The 19,481-nt window shown below is 57.8% G+C and carries 23 protein-coding genes and 1 tRNA gene; 1 reads left to right on the plus strand and 23 read right to left on the minus strand.

Translation table 11 applies throughout. The annotated features are described in order from the left end of the window. Position 1 precedes the first annotated feature (1 nt). From H9Q75_RS02235 to H9Q75_RS02345, 23 genes are all read right to left on the minus strand, one after another. The gene (locus H9Q75_RS02235) at positions 2-613 is read right to left on the minus strand and encodes a J domain-containing protein (protein WP_186564528.1); all 612 of its coding nucleotides are present in this window, start codon (positions 611-613) and stop codon (positions 2-4) included. After that, complete coding sequence (locus H9Q75_RS02240; RefSeq protein WP_186564529.1) at positions 606-1,490, minus strand: DUF5685 family protein; 885 nt, start codon at positions 1,488-1,490, stop codon at positions 606-608. Before H9Q75_RS02240 ends, H9Q75_RS02235 begins: the two co-directional genes overlap by 8 nt. A gap of 1 nt (position 1,491) precedes the next feature. Then, entirely contained in the window at positions 1,492-1,920 is a 429-nt protein-coding gene (locus H9Q75_RS02245) for a SoxR reducing system RseC family protein (protein ID WP_186564530.1), read from the minus strand. A 45-nt stretch (positions 1,921-1,965) separates the two neighbouring features. Beyond that, positions 1,966-3,198, minus strand: a complete 1,233-nt coding sequence (locus H9Q75_RS02250) for a CdaR family protein (RefSeq protein ID WP_186564531.1) — start codon at positions 3,196-3,198, stop codon at positions 1,966-1,968. Beyond that, a complete protein-coding gene (gene cdaA / locus H9Q75_RS02255) occupies positions 3,179-4,063 on the minus strand; it encodes a diadenylate cyclase CdaA (RefSeq protein ID WP_186564532.1) in 885 nt (294 codons plus the stop codon). The genes H9Q75_RS02250 and cdaA overlap by 20 nt, the downstream gene beginning before the upstream one ends. A 185-nt stretch (positions 4,064-4,248) precedes the next feature. After that, positions 4,249-5,379 (minus strand): aminotransferase class V-fold PLP-dependent enzyme, encoded by a 1,131-nt coding sequence (locus tag H9Q75_RS02260; protein ID WP_186564533.1) that lies wholly within the window; start codon positions 5,377-5,379, stop codon positions 4,249-4,251. Beyond that, the gene (locus H9Q75_RS02265) at positions 5,376-5,630 is read right to left on the minus strand and encodes a putative Se/S carrier protein (protein WP_186564534.1); all 255 of its coding nucleotides are present in this window, start codon (positions 5,628-5,630) and stop codon (positions 5,376-5,378) included. Before H9Q75_RS02265 ends, H9Q75_RS02260 begins: the two co-directional genes overlap by 4 nt. 70 nt (positions 5,631-5,700) lie before the next feature. Beyond that, positions 5,701-6,180: a 2-C-methyl-D-erythritol 2,4-cyclodiphosphate synthase gene (gene ispF, locus H9Q75_RS02270; RefSeq protein ID WP_423788630.1), complete on the minus strand. Its 480-nt coding sequence runs from the start codon at positions 6,178-6,180 to the stop codon at positions 5,701-5,703. Then, entirely contained in the window at positions 6,180-6,911 is a 732-nt protein-coding gene (gene ispD, locus H9Q75_RS02275) for a 2-C-methyl-D-erythritol 4-phosphate cytidylyltransferase (protein ID WP_186564536.1), read from the minus strand. The genes ispF and ispD overlap by 1 nt, the downstream gene beginning before the upstream one ends. Positions 6,912-6,996: 85 nt before the next feature. Then, positions 6,997-7,473, minus strand: a complete 477-nt coding sequence (locus H9Q75_RS02280; protein ID WP_186564537.1) for a CarD family transcriptional regulator — start codon at positions 7,471-7,473, stop codon at positions 6,997-6,999. A gap of 185 nt (positions 7,474-7,658) precedes the next feature. Further along, positions 7,659-9,671, minus strand: a complete 2,013-nt coding sequence (locus H9Q75_RS02285; protein WP_186564538.1) for a bifunctional 4-hydroxy-3-methylbut-2-enyl diphosphate reductase/30S ribosomal protein S1 — start codon at positions 9,669-9,671, stop codon at positions 7,659-7,661. Beyond that, complete coding sequence (locus tag H9Q75_RS02290; RefSeq protein ID WP_186564539.1) at positions 9,668-10,273, minus strand: lysophospholipid acyltransferase family protein; 606 nt, start codon at positions 10,271-10,273, stop codon at positions 9,668-9,670. Before H9Q75_RS02290 ends, H9Q75_RS02285 begins: the two co-directional genes overlap by 4 nt. Next, positions 10,270-10,950, minus strand: coding sequence for a (d)CMP kinase (gene cmk, locus H9Q75_RS02295; protein WP_186564540.1), 681 nt, complete (start codon positions 10,948-10,950; stop codon positions 10,270-10,272). Before cmk ends, H9Q75_RS02290 begins: the two co-directional genes overlap by 4 nt. Next, entirely contained in the window at positions 10,951-12,216 is a 1,266-nt protein-coding gene (locus H9Q75_RS02300; RefSeq protein WP_186564541.1) for a BaiN/RdsA family NAD(P)/FAD-dependent oxidoreductase, read from the minus strand. A 1-nt stretch (position 12,217) separates the two neighbouring features. After that, positions 12,218-13,081, minus strand: coding sequence for a MurR/RpiR family transcriptional regulator (locus H9Q75_RS02305; RefSeq protein WP_186564542.1), 864 nt, complete (start codon positions 13,079-13,081; stop codon positions 12,218-12,220). Positions 13,082-13,221: 140 nt separating this feature from the next. After that, complete coding sequence (locus H9Q75_RS02310) at positions 13,222-13,929, minus strand: pseudouridine synthase (protein ID WP_186564543.1); 708 nt, start codon at positions 13,927-13,929, stop codon at positions 13,222-13,224. A gap of 64 nt (positions 13,930-13,993) precedes the next feature. Further along, on the minus strand, positions 13,994-15,097 hold the full coding sequence (locus H9Q75_RS02315) for a D-alanyl-D-alanine carboxypeptidase family protein (protein WP_186564544.1): 1,104 nt from the start codon (positions 15,095-15,097) through the stop codon (positions 13,994-13,996). Positions 15,098-15,139: 42 nt separating this feature from the next. Then, a complete protein-coding gene (ytfJ, locus tag H9Q75_RS02320; protein ID WP_186564545.1) occupies positions 15,140-15,550 on the minus strand; it encodes a GerW family sporulation protein in 411 nt (136 codons plus the stop codon). 2 nt (positions 15,551-15,552) lie between these two features. Continuing rightward, positions 15,553-16,197: a DUF2953 domain-containing protein gene (locus tag H9Q75_RS02325; RefSeq protein ID WP_186564546.1), complete on the minus strand. Its 645-nt coding sequence runs from the start codon at positions 16,195-16,197 to the stop codon at positions 15,553-15,555. A 6-nt stretch (positions 16,198-16,203) separates the two neighbouring features. Next, positions 16,204-16,872 carry an SMC-Scp complex subunit ScpB gene (scpB, locus tag H9Q75_RS02330; RefSeq protein ID WP_186564547.1) on the minus strand — a complete coding sequence of 223 codons (669 nt, stop codon included), beginning with the start codon at positions 16,870-16,872 and terminating at the stop codon, positions 16,204-16,206. A gap of 21 nt (positions 16,873-16,893) precedes the next feature. Then, entirely contained in the window at positions 16,894-17,703 is an 810-nt protein-coding gene (locus H9Q75_RS02335; protein ID WP_341480881.1) for a segregation and condensation protein A, read from the minus strand. A 1-nt stretch (position 17,704) separates the two neighbouring features. Continuing rightward, positions 17,705-18,415, minus strand: a complete 711-nt coding sequence (locus H9Q75_RS02340) for a site-2 protease family protein (protein ID WP_186564548.1) — start codon at positions 18,413-18,415, stop codon at positions 17,705-17,707. A 14-nt stretch (positions 18,416-18,429) separates the two neighbouring features. Beyond that, positions 18,430-19,122 carry a tyrosine-protein phosphatase gene (locus H9Q75_RS02345; protein WP_186564549.1) on the minus strand — a complete coding sequence of 231 codons (693 nt, stop codon included), beginning with the start codon at positions 19,120-19,122 and terminating at the stop codon, positions 18,430-18,432. Positions 19,123-19,331: 209 nt separating this feature from the next. Between H9Q75_RS02345 and H9Q75_RS02350 the strand changes: the two genes are divergently transcribed. Further along, positions 19,332-19,408 (plus strand) — tRNA-Pro (locus H9Q75_RS02350). The last annotated feature ends 73 nt before the right edge of the window (positions 19,409-19,481 follow it).

Raw genomic sequence — 19,481 nt, forward strand, 5'->3', positions numbered from 1 at the left:
GTTAATTCCCACATCCGCCGCACAGGCAGTTGGCACATAGACACATCGAGCAGATGTCACAGGCATCCATTCCGCCGGCGCCATAGCCATAGGGGCGATAAGCCGCTCCGCCGCGCTGCATCATGGCCAGCGCCTGACGGTATTCCCCGTTGCCCGGATCCAGATTGCAGGCCGCCTGGTAATGCTGCATAGCCTCATCCAGCCAGCCCTTTCGATAAGCAATCGAACCGGTGAGAAAATGCCATTCCGCATCCTGTGCGGGAGCACTGCGCAGCAGCTGCTCTGCCCGGCCCAGATCGCCCATATTGATCGCCTGGCGCACCTGATTGTATACAGAGCCCCCGGCATAGGACTGCTGCTGATAGCCGCCCTGATAGGTACTCTGCTGCTGATACCCTCCGCCATAGCCGCCCGAGCTTCCCCCGCTGCGCATTTTGGTAATGGTATCATAGGCCTCGTTGATCTCTTTCATCTTTTCTTCAGCCAAATCCGCCAACGGGTTGTTTTGATAATTGTCCGGGTGATATTTCCGCGCCAGTTCCCGATAGGCCCGTTTGATCTCTTCATCACTGGCTTCCGGTTTGACGCCCAACACACTATAAGGATCACTCATGGATTCGTCTCCCATTTCTTTTTTTGACGGCCTTCCATTGGCCGGTAAAAACCAGCTCTTCCACCAGAGGCATGCCTAGGTAAAGGATATTGTTTACAATACCGCTCCAGGCGCTTTCCTCCAGCAGTCCCCAGGCCGAAAGGACCAGTCCCTGTGAATGGCGCAGGGTTGTGCGCAGGTATTCCTGGTGGGCCTCTTCCTCCCCCGGGAAGCGGGCTGAGATGGGATTATAACTGCCGGACTGCCTGTCCTCCTCCAGGTCGTCCCAGGCGTCCAACAGATAAATCCACCGGCCTATATGGTAAAGCAGCTGCTCCAGAATCCTGCGCTTTTCCTCTGCGGTTTCAGGCGGTATGGCCGCCTGAAGGATACGAGCAAAAGTATCTGCCGGGCGATCCAGCGAGGGGGTCCGCTGCTCCTCCAGCTGACGCAGCTCGCGCAGGGCGCTCTGTACCGTGCGGTCGAATTCGGGAAGGCTGTGCGCCGCCAGCCGATAGCCATGGCGGAGCAGCCGCGAGAGGAAGCGGGCCGCCAGGCCGCGCCAGAACCCGCTGTCCGCAACTTCGTCCCTCAGCTTCCAATAGCTGAGGATGGTTCCCATATCTGCCGCGGCCTCCAACCCCTCCATATCGCAGGCACAGCGCTTTTTGCGGCATCCCAGACGTGCTGGGCAGCGTTTGCGCTGTATGGAAATCGCTCCACACTTCTCATGATCCAGCAGCATGGCCAGAAACACGATATCATAGCTGAGGAACATCCGGGCTGCAAGGCCGTGCCGTCGGCCTATGGCATGACACAATCCGCAATAGGCCGCCTCATAGGACTCCAGCTCCCGCACCTTGAGCTCTCCCCGGTTGGGGCGGATATAGCCAAACATACTAGGAAGCCGGCTCGACCGCGGTAATGCGGAAGGAAATGGTCTGGTGCTTCCTGGCGTGCCTGTCCTTTAAAATGGCCAAGAACAGCCCCAGAGCAAAACCGGCCGCTCCGACCAGGGCCGACAAACCACCCGGAAGGCTGAGCAGTGCGCACAGAAAATAACCCGCAAAAAACAGCAGAAAGGGCACTAAATAAACCAGCACCGCCGCACCAAGGATTTTTTTCGTGGAAGACTCCACGGTCACCGTGTCCCCGGGCATGGCGTGGACCAGATTTTCCGCCACCACCGAGACCGTGGGGCTCACCATCAATTCGCTGCAGCCGCCTGCGCACTGGGAGCAGTCGTGCCCGCAGGCGGACTGTCGTTTTACCGATATTTCCGCGCGCGTATCATCAATAATACGCGTTACTTTTGCTGTTTGAACCATGAGTATCTCCTTTGTGGCTGTGTTGTTTGGTCGGCGGAAAGAGGGCTAACGGCTGATCGAGACCACGATATTATAATCGCCTACCACACCCACCTCGCTGTTGCCGTCCAGATATACCTTGACCGGTACGGTCTGGCTGCCGGTCGCTGCAGAGATATCCTTCAGATCAGCCACAATCCGCAGCTGGGAGGCCGATACCGCCGCCACCGCCTCCTCAGAGCCGCGGATGGTGATACCGCGGGACTGGGTGACATTCGTGGCCGTATAGCCGTCAGGCGCGTTAATGATTTCAATGTTATCCACCTCCAGCACCTTGGTGGACAGCCCCTTGATCCGAACTGTGACGGTCGCCTCGGTCACACCGCTGACATTGGTCAGTTCCGGGGAGAGCTGGATAGGCATGGAGATGGTATCCGTACCAAAAATTTTGGAGAGATCAATGCTGCCCAGCGAGATTTCCTTCAGCCCCGCCAAATCATCTTCCCCGCCGGAAACCATAATGCTCTCCGGCGAGATGGTCACTTCTACGTCCTCTTCCGAGGCGCCGCCTCCAGCCTGAAGCTCCACAGTAAGCGGAACTTCTTTTAACTGTACCACGGGCAGCGTTACCAAAATGGTGCTTACATCGGTCTCTAGCCCGGAAGAAGACAGCGCATTCCCATTGAAATCAATAAGTGTAAAGGGAACATCCTTGCTGAAGGTTTCATTCAGTTCCTCCTGAGAGATTGTAACCAGCACATAGTCCACCTGATCCACCAGTTCTTGGCTGCCGCTGACCGTCACCACGTCAGGCGCGAAGGAGAAATCACCCATCTGGAAGCCGTCCGCGACACTGCCGTTGAATACGCCGCGCACCTCTACCTGTTTTGTGCCCCGCAGGGAGATGGTAAGCGAAATTTTCTCCGGGCGTTTATCCCGCACATCAATCGCATCAGAATTTACAGAGAGTGGATAGCTGATCCGGCTGTCCAGGCTGTACTCGCCCGGCTCCGAAATGCCGGATACATCTACGGTGACGGTTACATTTTCAGAGTTCAACTTATTGAGCACATCCCGCCGGGCCCAAAGGGATAGCGTCATCGTCTGGCTCTCCCCCTCTGAGATCATCAGCCCGCGCTCCTCCAGCTTTTCCAGGCCGCTGAAATTTACCTTGATGCCCCGTAAAGTAGCGGACTGAGTTGGATTTGCCTCATTGCCCACATAGAGCCAGAGAATAAAGGCCAGTAGCACAGAGACGACCACGTAGAACCATCGGCTGTCAGCTATTTTTTTCCACATCCGACGACTCTCCCTTCCTGGTCTTGAACAAATTGGAGAATTTGAATTTCGGAGCCTCCTGCGGCTCCGCCTCAGGAAGCAGTTCATTGCGCAACAGCCGTTCCAGCGTCTCCGGGGCCAGGTGCCGCTTGAGCATTCCGCCCACGGCCACGGAGATGGATCCGGTCTCCTCCGAGACGATGGCTACCACCGCATCCGAGTGCTCGCTGGCGCCGATGCCGGCCCGATGGCGCATCCCAAGATCCCGGGACAGGTTCACATTGCCTGACAGGGGCAGCATGCAGCCGGCTCCCCGGATGCGCCCGCTCCGGACGATCACTGCTCCGTCGTGCAAAGGCGCTTTGTTCCAAAAGATGTTTTTCAGCAGCTCACTGTTTACTTGACAGTCGAGAGGGGTACCCGTCTTAATTTGGTCATCCAGCATATTTTTACGCTCAAAGACCATCAGCGCGCCTGTTTTGGTCTTTGACAGCGAGGTATAGGCCTCAACGGTCTGCACAATGGCGTTTTCAATCTCATTGACGTCCTCCACATGGGTAAACACCTTGCCCAGGCTGCTGCGGCCCACCTGCTCAAGAAAGCGCCGGATCTCCGGTTGGAAGAGGATAACCAGCGCAAGCGCTCCCCATTCCAACACTTTGCTCAGCAGGAAGTTGACGGTATTGAGTTTGGCCATACTGGAGATCCATATCGCCACCAGCAAAAGGAGGATGCCTTTTGCCACCGCGCCGGAGCTGGTACGGCGAATGAGCATAATGATTTTATAGATGATGAATGCCATAATGGCGATGTCGATGAGGTCGGCAGGACCCATAGGCCATACCATTCCCCATAAGTTCTGCAAGAGTTCCATGATCGCACCCATCTTCCCGTCTCCCGCCCTTAGACTTCTCTCTGCCCGCCCCTGCCGCTGCAGCATTTTATCCTTTTATCCTTACCGTTTCAATTCAAATATTATACTGTATTCCCACGTACTTGGCAAGCAAATGGAACATTAATTTTCTCTGAACAAGCGTACGTTCCCACATCTGAACAGAAAAAATAGCCGCGTCAGCGGCTATTTTTTCTGTTCAGATGTCCGATCTCCCACACAAGGCGCTCTGCCTCCAGGCGGGAATTGAAACTGGAAAAACTGGACCGTACCGTCCCCTTCTCATAGGTGCCGGCAGACCGGTGGGCCAGGGGTGAGCAGTGAAGGCCGGCGCGCACCGCAATGCCGCATTTTCCCAAGGCCTCTCCCACCAATTCACAGTCCATCTCCCCCACTTGAAAGGAGAGTACGCCCGCCTGTGCAGAACCCTGGGGATCCGCGTACACTGTTATCTCCGGCAGTGCGGACAGCCCTTTTGCCGCTGTCTGCATCAGCCGGCGCTCCCGCTCCAGTATCTTCAGCGGGCCCTCCCGGCGTACATACCGAATCCCCTCCAGAAGGCCGGCAATCCCCGGAATATTGTGCGTGCCCGCCTCCAGCCGGTCCGGCAGGAAATCCGGCATTTCCTGCCTGGCAGACATACTGCCGGTGCCCCCTTCCAGCAGAGGCTGCGTGTCTGTTCCGCACAGAAGCAGGCCGGTCCCCTGGGGGCCATAAAGCCCTTTGTGGCCCGGCATGGCGATAAAGGCTGCCTTCAGCTGGCTCATATCCACAGGCAAGCACCCCGCGGACTGAGAGGCGTCCAGAATAAAGGGCACGCCCCTTGCTCTGCACAGGGCGGCAATACGCTCTACCGGCAGGATATAGCCGAACACATTGGAGACGTGGTTGCAGACAACGGCACAGACCTCGGGTGTAAGCTGCTCCTCAAAGCTGCGGAACATGGCCTCGGGCTGGAAAAGCGGCCCGTAGGCCACCTTTACGACAGCGCCCAGGGCGTGCAGAGGCCGAGTGACCGCATTGTGCTCGTATCCGGAGATCAAAACGGTATCTCCTCTCTTGACGAGCGATTTAATGGCAATATTCAGCCCATGAGTGGCGTTAAAGGTAAAAACCACATTTTCCGGCTCATTTACGCCAAAGAGGGCGGCCGCCTCCTCGCGGCAGGCAAAGGCGGTCCGTGCGGCAAGCATGGCGGGGCGGTGACCCCCTCGGCCCGGGCTGGCCATGGTACGCATGGCGGACACACAGGCCCGGGACACTGAGGGCGGTTTTTGCATTGTTGTGGCGGCGCTGTCCAGGTAAATCACAGCAGCACCTCCTGGTAGCTGCCATCGCGGGACGCAATATAGATCCGCTTCGGCGTCAGTCCCACCCTGGCCAGCACCGTCAGCGCATCCGCCAGATTGCGCTCGGATATCTTCACCGAGTGGCTGCAGCCCTCGCGGTCGATCACTTTCGGCGAGCGGATGATGTGCGCCGTGATTCCACTCCGCTCAAGCGCCTCAGCTGTTCGCTGGGCGTAAGTCAGGGAACGGCAGACGATGAGATAATAGGTCATGTGAAAACGCTCCTCTCACGGCATCATATGCCGGAACGGAGCATTTTGAGACAGGAGATGTTTCCGCACTTCAGGCCTGTTCTCTGCACAGCAGGCAGACTGCGTGGGCCGCAATTCCCTCTCCGGAGCCCGTAAACCCCAATTTTTCCTCTGTAGTGGCTTTTAGATTTACATAGCCATCTGCCAACCCCATATGCCGGGAGAGGTTGCGGGCCATTTCCTCCAGGTAAGGGGCCAGCCTCGGGCGCTGGGCAATAATAGTAGCGTCCACATTCCCAACAGACAGACGCCTGCTCCGAAGCATCTCCATCACCCGGTCCAGCAGGAGCAGGCTGTCCGCTCCCTCATAAGCCGGGTCGGTGTCCGGGAAACATCTTCCGATATCCCCCAGACAGGCCGCCCCCAGCAGTGCGTCCATCACCGCGTGGGTGAGTACGTCTGCGTCGGAATGTCCCAGCAGCCCCTTCTCGTAAGGGATTTCCACGCCGCCCAGAATCAGCTTGCGACCTGCTGTCAGGCGGTGTACGTCATAGCCGTGGCCAATTCGGATCACAATTCCTCTCTCCATTCCATCAGCGCCTCTGCTGCGGCCAGATCCTCCGGCGTAGTAATTTTCAGATTGACATAAGATCCCTGGGTCAATGCCACGCCCAGCCCCAAACGCTCAACAGCGGCACAGTCATCTGTGAGAGCCACGCCATCCTCCAGGGCTTTGGTCAGAGCGGCCTTGATCAGGGAGGTCTCAAACACCTGCGGGGTCTGGACCGCATAGAGCTGGCTGCGGTCCAGAGTTGCGGAAACCAGGCCGTCACTTGCCTGCTTGATGGTATCCTTCACCGGCACTGCAGGCGCCGCCGCGCCGCACTGGGCGGCGCGCAGGATCGCCTCCTCCAGCACCTGCTGGCTGACCAAAGGCCGGGCGCCATCGTGAATGGCAGCCAGCTCCAGGTGCTCGCTCACCTCCCACAGGCCAGCTAACACAGAATGGGTACGGGTCTCTCCACCCACGACTACCTTGGTCACCTTGGAAAAGGCGTAGTCCTGACAAAGCTGTCCGATTGGGACAATCAGGTCGCGTCTGGTGACCACAATGATCTCTTCCACATAGGGGCAGCAGTCCAGGGCGCGCAGCGTATGGGCCAATACAGGCTGCTCATCCAAGGTGAGCAGCAGCTTATCCTGTCCCATGCGCACCGAGCTTCCGGCTGCAGGCACCACAGCGGCACAGCGGATGTCAGACCCGCACTTTTTTTGAAAGAGCTTTCCCCAAAAACCAGGCATACAGCCCCCTCCTTCCCTCCAAAAAAGGGAGCCCGCGCACGGCTCCCTTTTCGGTCCTGTCTACATTATGCTCTTTTGGGGGCCATTATGCAAGAGCTGTGTTGATCCGCTCCTCCACAGCCTCATAACTGCTGTTCTGAGAGAGGACAATCTCCGAAATCAGAATCTGCTTGGCGGAGTGAAGCATCTTGCGCTCTCCTGTGGAAAGTCCCCGCTCTTCATCCCGGAGCATAAGCCCCTTTACCACTCTGGCCACCTCTAGGAGGTCGCCGCTTTTTAACCTCAGCATATTTTCACGATAACGGCGGTTCCAGTTCTGCGTCATATTGACCTCAATCTCCGGAATGGCGGCGATGACTTGATCCGCCTCGCTCCCCTTGCACACGGGCCGCACGCCGATTTCCTCGCTGTTTTCCGTGGGGATCATGACCATCATTCCGCCCACCGGCAGCTTTAGAATATAGTATTCCCGCACAACTCCGTTAATCTTCTTTTGCACGATACTGTCGATCACGCCAGCACCATGCATCGGATGGACAATTTTGTCCCCTACCTGAAACATAGTCCCCACCTCCCAGCAGCGAAACACTTGAGCATAAGTCCTGATTACTGTTAACAAAGAGTATTATAGCCTTTTTCAAACACTTTTGCAAGGGAATTTACAAAAACAAAACACAAAATGCAAAAAATGGGCGCTGTTTCTTACGAAACAGCGCCCATTCAACTTTAATCTGCAAGCCTTGGATTTCAGTCCTGGAAATCCTCGGCGACCTGGGTACCATCCCCGTCCGCAGAGGCAACTACAGCATCACCCTCGTCCTCAGAGCTCTGGGTGCGCTGCGCATCCTCCAACAGGGCACGGATGGACAGAGAGACCTTCTTGTGGTCAAAATCAATATCCGTAATCTTGACGTCCACCATCTGGCCCTCGGAGAGCACGTCACCCGGCTTGTCAATGCGGTGGTCGGCAATCTGGGAGATGTGGATCAGGCCGTCCACACCGGGGACAATCTCGGCAAAGGCGCCAAAGGTCATCAGCTTGACTACCTTGACATTGGCGGTATCACCCACATTATACTTGCCAGTGAACACAGACCAGGGATCCTGGCTGTGGTCCTTCATCCCCAGAGAGATCTTCTTCTTCTCAGGATCAAAGGAAATCACATACACCTCCACCGGGTCGCCGACGGAGACCACCTCGGAGGGGTGCTTGATGCGGGACCAGGACAGCTCGGAGATGTGAACCATGCCGTCCACACCGCCGATGTCCACAAAGGCGCCGTAAGAGGTCAGGCTCTTAACCGTGCCGTTGTACCGCTTGCCCTCTTCAATGTTGGCCCAGACCTCCGCCGCCTTGGCGGCGCGCTCTTCCGCGGCCACAGCACGGATCGAACCCACTACACGACGGCGGGCGCGGTTGACCTCGGTAATGCGCAGACGCACCTTCTGCTTGAGCAGTTCACTCATCGCAGCGTCGCGGGGCAGGCCGGTCTGAGAGGCGGGCACAAAAACCCGCACTCCCTTGATGGAGACTACTACGCCACCCTTGTTCTCCTCGGTGACCACGCCTTCCACGGTGGTGTGCTCCTCTTTGGCCTGCTCGATATCGTCCCAACTCTTGACGGTGTCGAGGCGCTTCTTGGACAGGGTGACCACACCCTCCTGGTCGTTGACGCGCATGACATAGGTCTCAATCTCGTCGCCTACATGCACCAGGTCCTCCACCTTGACCGTAGGGTCGTCGGTGAGCTCGGACACCGGTATGTAGCCGGCGTGCTTGGTACCCAGATCCACATAGATCTCAGTGGGGGTGATGCCAGTGACAACACCCGTAACCTTCTCCCCTGTATTTAAAGTTTTGATCGATTTCTCCAGCAGTTCCGCAAAGGACTCCTCGATCTCCATGATTTCGTCGCTCATTTTGTCATAGACCTCCTTTATAATCCACTCAGGCGTGGACGCGCCCGCAGTGATTCCAATAGAAGCCTTCCGACACAGGGTGGAAGGTTCCAGCTCCGCCGCCCGTTCAATCCAAACGACCTGTGGGCAGAGCGCTTCGCATAATTCTACCAGCCGTTTGGTGTTGGAACTCTCCCGTCCCCCGATCACGATCATCGCTTCACAGCGGGCGGCGATCTCCTGTGCCTCAGACTGCCGTTTACACGTAGCATTACATATTGTATCAAAAATTTTTGAATTTGTACACAGTTTTTTTGCTTTTTCTACGCAGGAATCCCAAAGTTGTCTGGTGGAGGTGGTCTGAGAGACCATTGTAACTGGCTTCTCCCGCCGTTCCGGCTCCTGGAGAAGCCAGTTTTCCAGCTCCCGCGCATTGGCCAGCACCGCCGGATGGCGGCACCATCCGGCAATAGCGGCTACCTCCGGGTGGTCCGGCATTCCAATGATCACGACCTGCCGGCCAGCTACCTCCGCATCCGATACGATTTGATGGATGCGCGACACGTTGGGGCAGGTGGCGTCAATCATCGGACAGCCGCGCAGGCGCAGAGCCTCATAGACCGTGCGTCCCTCCCCGTGAGAGCGGATAATGACATCTGCCCCCGGGGGCGCTTCCTCCGGTGAGCGGATCAGGGCCACCCCCTGCGCTTCCAGGTATTCAATGACGCTCTGATTGTGGATAATGCTCCCCAGCATCACGCAGGGCCGCCCACTTTGGGAGGCCGACTCCGCCATGTGCACCGCCCGGCGCACTCCATAGCAGAATCCCGCAGAGCGGGCCAGCTCCAAAGACGGCCTCATAGGCCCGCCTGCGGGGCCAGCGCCTCAATCCGCTCCATTAAGTCGTCGGCGATGGCACGGTACTCATCCGCGGTTCCCTTTCGCCCAGCCACCTTTGGGTAATAGGGTTCCCCGAAAACCACGGGCGTGCGGCGGAACCACTTTTTTTCCGGAGGCAGATAGACCGGGATAATCGGCACGCCGGTGCGGACCGCCAGCATGGCCGCGCCGGTCTTGGCCGCGCCGAACTCGCCGTCCTGATGCCGGGTGCCCTCCGGAAAGATCAGAAGCTTTTCCTCCGCCTTTAAGTACTTCATCGCCGTCTTGATGGCCCCCACGTCTGACTCGCCGCGCTTGACGCCAAAAATTCCGCCATGCTTCAAAATCCAGCCAAGAATCGGCCAGTGCATGATCTCCTCCTTGGCCATCACATGGATCTGATGGGGCCATCCCATGGCATAGGCCACAAAGAGCGGATCACTCATACGGGTATGGTTGGCGCAGTATAAGCCGCCCTTTTGGATGTTCTGCCGGCCAATGGTCTTTGTGGGCTTAAAGATGCGGAAAACCGGCCAGAGAACCCAATAGGCCAGCACATAGATAACATTCATACCTGCGATCATACCGATAAACGCTCCTTGACTGTCTGGAGCAGCAGCTGAAAGCTCTCCTCCAGGGAATTGCCCGTCGTATCCACCAGCACGGCGTCCTCCGCCCGGCGCAGCGGCGCAGCGGCCCTGCGGCTGTCCTGCTCGTCCCGCTCTCGGATGTCCCGGAGGACCACCGCGAAGTCCAGCTTCTGCCCGCGCTGCGTGAGCTCCTCATAGCGCCGCCGCGCCCGGTCCTCCGCCGTGGCGGTCAAAAAAATCTTGATGTCCGCATGGGGCAGAACCACAGTGCCGATGTCCCGGCCGTCCATAATCACATTGTTGTGCCGGGCCAGCTCTCTTTGACGGTCCAGCAGAAAGGCGCGCACGGCCGGAATGGCGGAGACCAGGGAGGCGTAGCGGGAGATCTCATGTCTGCGGATCTCCTGCGTCACATCCTCCCCATCCAGATACATGTGCTGCAGCCCGTCCGCCTCATAGCGCATCTCCAGATGGAGCTCCGGCAGAAGCTCAGCCACCCGCTCCGGGTCGGTTGGGGCGACCCCCTTCCGAAACGCACACAGCCCTACGGTGCGGTAGATGGCCCCCGTATCCACATAAACAAACCCCAGCGCCTCAGCCAGAAGCTTGGCCAACGTGCTTTTGCCTGCCCCGGAGGGGCCGTCCAACGCAATACTTTTATATGCACTCATTCAGAATGCCTCCAGATGTTCATTTTCCAAGCCAAGTGCCCATGCGGCGGCTCCTTCGCCGGCCGCATGGCCGGTGGACCAGGCAATCTGCAGATTAAAGCCGCCCGTATAAGCGTCCACATCCAGCAGCTCCCCCGCCAGGAAAAGCCCGGGCATCCGTTTGGAAGCCATGGTCCTGGGGTCTACCTCGGAGACCCGAATCCCTCCGGCGGTCACAATTGCCTCTTCTACCGGACGCGGCCCGCGGATATCCACCCGCAGACCCTTGAGCAGCTCCAGCAAACGGCGGCGCTGGACCTTTGTAATAGAATTTGCCTTGAGGTCCTCCGGGATGCCGGACAGCTCCGCCAGGACGGGGACCATCAACCGCGGGACCAGTCCCTCCAGTACATGGCGAAAATTCCGGTTGGCGTTCTCCTCAAAGTCCCTCAGCAGACGTTTCTCCAGCTTTTCCTCCGTCAGGGCTGGCTTCAGGTCCATGACCACGGTGTAGCGGTCGGTCTGAAAATTCCGCATATGGGCGCTGGCGCTGAGAATCAGAGGGCCGGAAAGTCCAAAATGCGTGAAAAGCAGCTCTCCCTGCTCTGCGTACACGGTCTTTTTTTTGCTGTTTTTTACCTGAATCGCCACGTTGCGCAGGGATAGCCCCTGCATCCTGGCGCAGAAGTCCTGCTCCGCCACCAAGGGCACCAGACTTCCGCGGGGCGGAATCACCGTATGTCCGGCACTGGCCGCGAGGGCGTAGCCGTCGCCGGTGGAGCCGGTGAGTGGATAAGACACACCGCCCGTGGCAAGGATTACAGCCTTACAAGGATAAAAGTTGTGCTCCCCCTCAGCTCCCAGCAATGTCTCATTTCCCAGCCGCAGTCTGATCACCCGGTCCTGAAGGAGCCTGACCCCCGCCCGGCGCAGAGCCAGCAGGAGAGCGTCGATAATATCGGCCGACTTGTCCGAACATGGAAAGACCCGATTGCCCCGCTCTGTTTTTAACGCAACCCCGCAGCTCTCAAAAAAGGCTTTGACCTGTTCCGGGGGGAAACGGGTCAAAGCGCTGGTTAAAAACCGACTGTTCTGCGGAATGCACTGCAGCAATTCCGGAACCGTACAGTCGTTCGTGACGTTGCACCGCCCCTTGCCCGTAATATACAGCTTACGCCCCAGCTTCTGGTTACGCTCCACCAGGGTGACGGCGGCCCCCTGCCGGGCGGCGGCCAGCGCGGCCATGCAGCCGGCCGCTCCGCCGCCTACCACAATCACATCATCCAAATTACTCTTCTGCCTTTTCGTAAACTTCGTACTCGTCCCAAATCTGCTCCAACGTTTCAAAGGTGCGGGAAAGATCCTCGTTCTTTTTTCGCCCGATGGCCACAATCAGTGCATTGACCAGACTCAGCGGAGCCACCAGTGAGTCCACAAAGGACGCCATATCACTCTTGGCCAGCAGCGTCAGGGAGGAAATCGGGGCCAAGGGCGAGGTCTGGCTGTCCGTTATGGCAATGGTGGTGGCGCGGCGGTCCAGGGCGAACTGCATGGCCTTGACCGTACGGCGGGAATAGCGGGGAAAGCTGACACCGAGAATCACATCGTCCGGCCCGATCCGCAGCAGCTGCTCAAACACCTCGCTGGTGGAGGTGGAGTGGACTACGGTGACATTATCAAAAATCAAATTGAAATAGAACCCCAAAAAGCTGGCGATGGAGGCAGCGGAGCGCACGCCCAGGATGTAGATGTGCTGTGCCGCCACAATGGCGTTTACCGCCTGGTCAAAGTCCGCTCTGCTGGTCTCCTCCAGTGTTAGATGGATTTTTTCGATATCCGACTGCATCACCATGGAGAGGATGTCCTGATTACCGATGCGGTCATTGGAAACCTCAATGCGCTGAATCGAGGTCAGCTTGCTGCGGATCATCTCCTGCAGGGCCTTCTGCATGGCCGGGTACCCGTCATAGCCCAGCTCCGCGGCAAAGCGGACCACTGTGGACTCGCTTACGTTCACCGTCTTGCCCAGTTTGCTGGCAGTCATAAAAGCGGCCTTGTCATAGGAATCCAGAATAAAATGGGCAATTAATTTCTGCCCTTTGGAAAAGGTGCTCATATTCGCTTGTATGAGCGACAAAATATCTTTCGTCATTTCTTCGACCTCCTGGTAATCCGCCCGCCCCGGGGTGAGGAATTACAATACACCCTCTATCATAGCGGGAAAAGCGCGGAAAAGCAATCTTTTTTTGCAAGATAAAGACAGCCTCTTGCAAAATACTCTTCTGCCATCCCTTAGGCATCCAGTAAATGGCGGATTTCCGTCTCAGTTAACGGGCGCCATTGCCCCAGGGGGAGGTCGCCCAAAAGCAGGCCGCCCTCCCGCACCCGCTGTAGGCGCTTTACCTTCAGCTGCCCTGCCCCGCACATACGCCGGACCTGGCGCTTTTTCCCCTCGTGGATGGTAATGGAAAGCACCGCACTGTCCCCTAGCTGCTCCAGCACTTCCACCCTTGCCGGCCGAAGAGGGACGCCGTCCAGCTGAAGCGGTCCGCGCAGTACGCGAAGGCCATAGGTCAGATTTCCGGTCACCCAGACGTGGTACTCCTTCTCCACCTCGTGGCTGGGATGCAGCAAGTGCTGCGTCAGCACGCCGTCATCCGTGAAAAGAAGCAGCCCATCGGTGTCCAGGTCCAGGCGGCCGACCGGCCACACCCGCCGGCCGCATGTGCGGATCAGCTGGGATACGTCCGGGCGGCCCTGCTCGTCCGAGAGGGTGGTCACATATCCACGGGGCTTGTTGAGCATCAGATAGGTATGCTCCCGCACCTTTTTCAGGGGCTTCCCATCCACGCGCACATCATCCAGATCCAGGTCGGCCTTATCGCCCACCTGTGCGGACCTTCCATTGACCGTCACCCGGCCCTGCACCAGAAATTGTTCCGCCCCACGGCGGGAGGTCACCCCGCAGGCAGAGAGAATTTTCTGCAAACGCTCTTCCAAAAGCGCCCACCGCTCCTTTTTATGTAGGATACGGCAGGCGGAAGCCCGCCTGCCGTCTTTGGTTTTAGGAAAGCCAGGCGCGAAACCGCGCCCAAAATCCGGGTTGGATGCGGTCATCCGCCGCATCGTGCTCCAGGACCAGCGGCGTCTCCCCAATGGTCTCTCCGTTGAGTGTAAACAGCAGCCGGCCGACCGGGGTCCCCGCGGATAGAGGCGCAGCGGCAAGGGCGCCGTTCCACTCCACCCGCGTCTCAATGCTCTCTCCATCCCTCAGCGGATAAGACACATCTTCAGCCGTACAGACCGGCGCCATCCTTCCCAGTGTTCCGGCCACCGGGCCAAGCCCCCACCGCGCCCCCGCGCTGGCCAGATTTTGCGCGGTATAGGCGGAAAACCCATAGTCGTAGAGTGCGGCGTGATCCTTCCAGTCGTTGGGATCACACAGGGTAACCGCGATCAGGCGCAGGCCGCCGCGCTCCGCGCAGGAGACCAGGGTGCGCCCCGCCTTCTCTGTATAGCCGGTTTTCATGCCCATACAGCCCTCATACTGCCACAGTAATTTGTTGTGATTGCTCAGGCTGCGCCCGGCAATGGCAATGGAGCGCGTACTGACAATCTTCGCCAGAGTCTCGTTTCTGAGCACCGCTCTGCCCAGCAGGGCCATATCGGCGGCAGTGGAATAATGCTCTTCGTGGTTGAGCCCGTTGGGATTTGCAAAATGGCTGTCGGCCATGCCCAGCTCCGCCGCCTTCTGGTTCATCCAGCCCACAAAGGTCTCCACATCTCCGGCACAGTATCCCGCCACCGCCACCGCGGCGTCATTCCCGGACACCAGCAGCAATCCATACAGCAATGCTTCCAGGGACAGCTGTTCCCCAGCGCGCAGATACATGGAAGAGCCCTCCACTCCGGTCCATTCCGGTCGGATGGTGACAAGGTCGGAGACCTGGGGATGGTGTTCCACTGCCACCAGGGCGGTCATCAGCTTGGTAATACTGGCAATCAGCCGTTTTTCATCGGCATTCTGCTCATAGAGCACTCTGCCGGAGTCCGCATCCACCAAAATAGCCGACACGGCGGAGGTCTGCACCGCCGCCGCAGAGACGCCGCTCCATAACACAGACAGGACAAGCAGCAATGCCAGCAGGGCCGCTGTGAGACGCTTCAAGGGGCATCACCTCATAAGCAAAGGATGCCGGTAGTATGCGCCTTAGAAATCCTCTTTATCCTTCTTTTTGCCCTGCTGCTTTTCGATAAAGCCGGTAACCTTGTCAAAGACCTCTGGGACCATCTCCACCACCCGGTCCACCGTAGTCCCGGCGGGAGGCGCCACAGGCATCAGTTTTACGGTTTCACCCCGCACCACCAGGAAAGCCACGGGGATAATATTGACGCCGGCCCCCGCGCCGCCGCCAAAGGCGTTGTCCGCTTCCGGCTTTTGGGCCTTTGTGGCAAAGTCGCTGCCGCCGGAGGCAAAGCCCATGCTGATTTTTGAAACAGGAATGATGGTAACCTCTTCCGCCTGGATAGGCTGACCAATGATGGTATTGGCGTCCGCCATCTCGCGGATTTTCTGCATTGTGGTGGCCATCAGGTCGCCGATGGGATGATTTTTTTCCATAATTAAACCGCCTCTTTCTGTGTAGATGATGTCTGTTTTTCGGTCTGTTTGGTTTCCGTACGATATTCCATAAACAGCTTCAGGAACCGGATCGTCAGCCGCAGACCAAGGGTTATGGCCCGCCCCAGGGTCAGTGTGGCCTGGGCGAAGATCGAGACAGAGGGAGCCGTGGCGTTAAAGTCCACCGCGGTGCGCAGCCGACGTTCCTTTACCTGAAAATTTTGTTCAATTAAGGGCCAGAGCATCCCGATGACCGCATTGGCCCCGCCGAAGGCCATAGCTGCCTTTGCCGGATCAGAGGCCGCGGCTGTAAAATCCAGATGGAACACATTAATGCGGATTTTTCGTTTGAAGCGGCCTGCCGCCTCAGCGATCAGCGGTAGAAATTTTTTTACCATGGCCAAAGGGCCACACTTTAGGGCGCTGCTACGCTTCTGCTGTGCCGCACTCTGCTTCTTCTTTGGCGGCTTACTCGTATCCGTCTCATTTTTTTTCGGCTTGCGCGGATAGACCGTGAGCTTGAACGGTCCTGTCTTTACCCGCACCGAAAGCCCGTGCTCCCCGTATTCCACCAGGGCGCCCAGCCTCACAAAGGAGAGCAGGACAAGGGCCAAGACAATCACGCCCAGAATTACGAGGGCCTTCACGATGCGCTACGCCTCCTCCTTTTGGGCTGCAGCCTCCTGCCGAGAGAGCTCCCTGGCCGCCTGATCCAGCTCCTCGCCTGTAAAAGCCTTCTCCGCCGCCTGCTCCGCCCGCAGGCGCTCCACCGCCGCCTGCATCTCCAGCGTAATCTGTCCATCCTCCGGACTTGCGTTGGGCAGCTCAGGCAGCTCCTCCAGCGTACTCAGGCCAAAGGAGCGCAGAAAATTTTGCGTGGTCCGATACAGGATCGGCCGACCCGGCACGGCCAGCCGGCCGCACTCCTCAATCAGCTCCCGCTCCAGCAGCAGCCCCACCGTATAGGAGCTGTCCACCCCGCGGATCTGATCCACATAGGCCCGGGTAGCCGGCTGATAGTAGGCGATAATGGACAGCACTTCAAGGGCCGGCTGGCTCAGCCGGGCGGGCTTGCGGCTTTCAAATGCCTTTCGGATCACATCGGCATATTCCGGCGCGGAGCACAGCTGATAGCTGTTTTCCAGCTTTATGAGCCGGATACCCCGGCGCTCATAGCTGTAGGAATCGCTCAAGCGCTGACACACCGCCTCCGCCGTGGCCTTGTCAATCTCAAGGGTCATGCAGATCCGCTCGACACCCACCGGCTCTCCAGCGGCAAACAGGATCCCCTCAATCGCGGACTCAATCTCCTTCAGTTCCATATTCTTCCCTCCAATCCGGTTCTAATACGCATCGGTGGAGAATCCAAGCGCGCGGTTCCCCGTCTCCTCGGTACAGGTCACGGTGCAGTCCGACTCTGTCCCGGCCAAAAGCAGGCGCCTGGCCTTACACAGCTCCAGCACGGCAATAAAGGTGGCCACCACCTCGGAGCGGCTGCGGTTGCCCTGAAAAAGGGCGCGGAACCGGGTCACGCCGAACCGCATCAACTGCTGCAGAATCTCGGCCGCCTTATCGGACACCGGGTAGGGCTCCCGCCCCACAATTCCCTCAAAGGCCTCCATAGGCGGAGGGAGCCTGTGGTCAACTCGTTCCAGCACCGAGGTCATTGCCCGCAGGAGATCCTCCTTTTTATGGGCATAGCGGTAGACCCGATCGACCGGGAGGTGCTCCGGTACCTTTGTAATATAGTCACGGCCCACGGCATAGCGGCGGTCCAGCTGCGGCACAACCGCCTTGACTTTTGCGTAATTTTCGTGGCGCTGATGCGCTTCCAGGGAGGCGATCAGCTGCTCCATCTCAGACAGGGCCTCTTCATCACTGGCGGAGAGCAGCATACGGGTCTTGATGTACACGAGATGGGCGGCCATGGTGACAAATTCACTGGCCACTTCCAGGTCCAGTTCTTCCCGCCGGGCCATCCACTCCATGTACTGATCGAGAATCAGAGAAATCTGGATATCCTTGATCTCCATCTTGTTTTTTGAGAGCAGGTGAAGAATCAGGTCAAGGGGACCGCTGAAGTCCTCCATCGCCTCATCTTTTACCTTGAGCACTTTTTCCAGGTGGAAAATCGGCGTTTCTATGGCGCTCACCTCAGAACAGCTTTAAAATTTGAGTGACATTCAGCCCGGCCAGCAGGAACTCCGCCGGCACCCCGGTCAGCCGGCACAGCCCATAGAGCGTCCGGGTCATCAGGAAGGACAGAGGCGTATCAAATACGCCCAGCAGAACCAGCAAAACAAGCAGGATCATCACATATTTCTCATAGCGCAGGATTTTATAGTACATGCGGTCAGGCAGAAGGGCAAAGAGCACCTTGGACCCATCCAATGGAGAAATCGGGATTAAGTTAAACAGGCCAAAGCCGACGCTGAGCAGCGCTGTGTTTGCAAAAAAGCACAGAATCAAAAGGGATACCCGTCCCAGCGGCACCATATGGTAGATCAGTGAACAGGCGCCGGTGGCCGCAAGCGCCATGGCGAAATTGGAGAGCGGTCCGGCAATCGCGGTCAGAGCCATCCCCCTCTTGGGGTGCTTGAAATAGCGCATATTCACCGGAACCGGCTTGGCCCAGCCAACCTTGGCGATCAGCAGCATGACCAGCCCGATTACATCCAGATGCTTGATCGGGTTGAACGTCAGGCGGCCGGCATTTTTTGCCGTCGGGTCCCCCAGGCGATAGGCCACAAAACCATGCGACAGCTCATGAAACGTGATACACAGCAGGGCGGCCGCAGCACTGATCAATAAGCCGATCAGTCCGTACCAGTCCATCTGTGTAAGAAACTCAGAGATAGAGCCCACCCGGGAAGCCCCCTTTATTCCAGAAGTTTTGCCCGCAGGGCATCCAGCTCTTCGCCGGTCAGTCCGATGGCGCGCATATAGCCCGGCACCGAGCCGTAGCGCTCCTCCAGCAGGGTCAGGCAGCCGTCCAGATAAGCCGGCCGAGAATTGCCCACATAAGCCGCCAGATTGGGGATCCGAGCAGATAACTCCTGAATAACTGGGCTGATATAGAGCTCCGTCACCATATAATCCGCCAGAATGTCCAGCCGGTCCACCCCAGCCAGGGCGAGCAGCAGGGCCGAAATACATCCGGTGCGGTCTTTGCCCGCCGTACAGTGGCAAAGCACTCCTCCCGGGGTGTGAGCGATGGTGCGCAATACCTGGGCGGGCGCCTTTTCCCGGGCCAGCATCTCAAAGTAGCTTTTGGGGACGTCCTCCTCCAGGTTGGGCAGCCTCTCCCCGCCGGTCAGCGGGATCAAGTGGTACACAAATCCGGGCAGCGCCCGCAGTTCGTCGGGCTTGCACTCCACCTCTTCCCTGCTACGCAGGTCAATCACTGTCGTGATATCCCTTTCCCGCAGCCAGTCAGCATCTTTGTCAGTCAGTCCCAGTGGATTATCCCCCCGCAGTATCCGTCCCCATCGGGTGTATCCCCCGCCACGGACTGGATAGCCGCCCAAATCCCGTAAATTCCACATGCTCCCTAAAGGGATGCGCCGCTGCATGATATACCGTCACTCCATTTCTATTAAGAAATTTATTATAACAAAATTCCCAGAAAAACACAAGACATGGCCTTTTGCTCTCGTTTGTGATATGCACTACCATTGATGCGCCCTTTTCCCTGGTTTATTTTATCACTATTACACTGGTAAAGTAAAATTCCGCTCTTGACAATCTAACGGCGAGTTACTATAATAAATCACAGTGTTTTCGGGGTGTGGCGAAGTTTGGTATCGCGCTTGGTTCGGGTCCAAGAGGCCCCGGGTTCGAATCCCGGCACTCCGACCATAGTGAATGAAACCCGTTTTTCGAACATTTTTGTCGAAAAGCGGGTTTCTTCTTGCCTGAAAGCCTTGTGAAA

The organism is Lawsonibacter celer, assembly GCF_014281125.1.
GTDB lineage: Bacteria > Bacillota > Clostridia > Oscillospirales > Oscillospiraceae > Lawsonibacter_B > Lawsonibacter_B celer.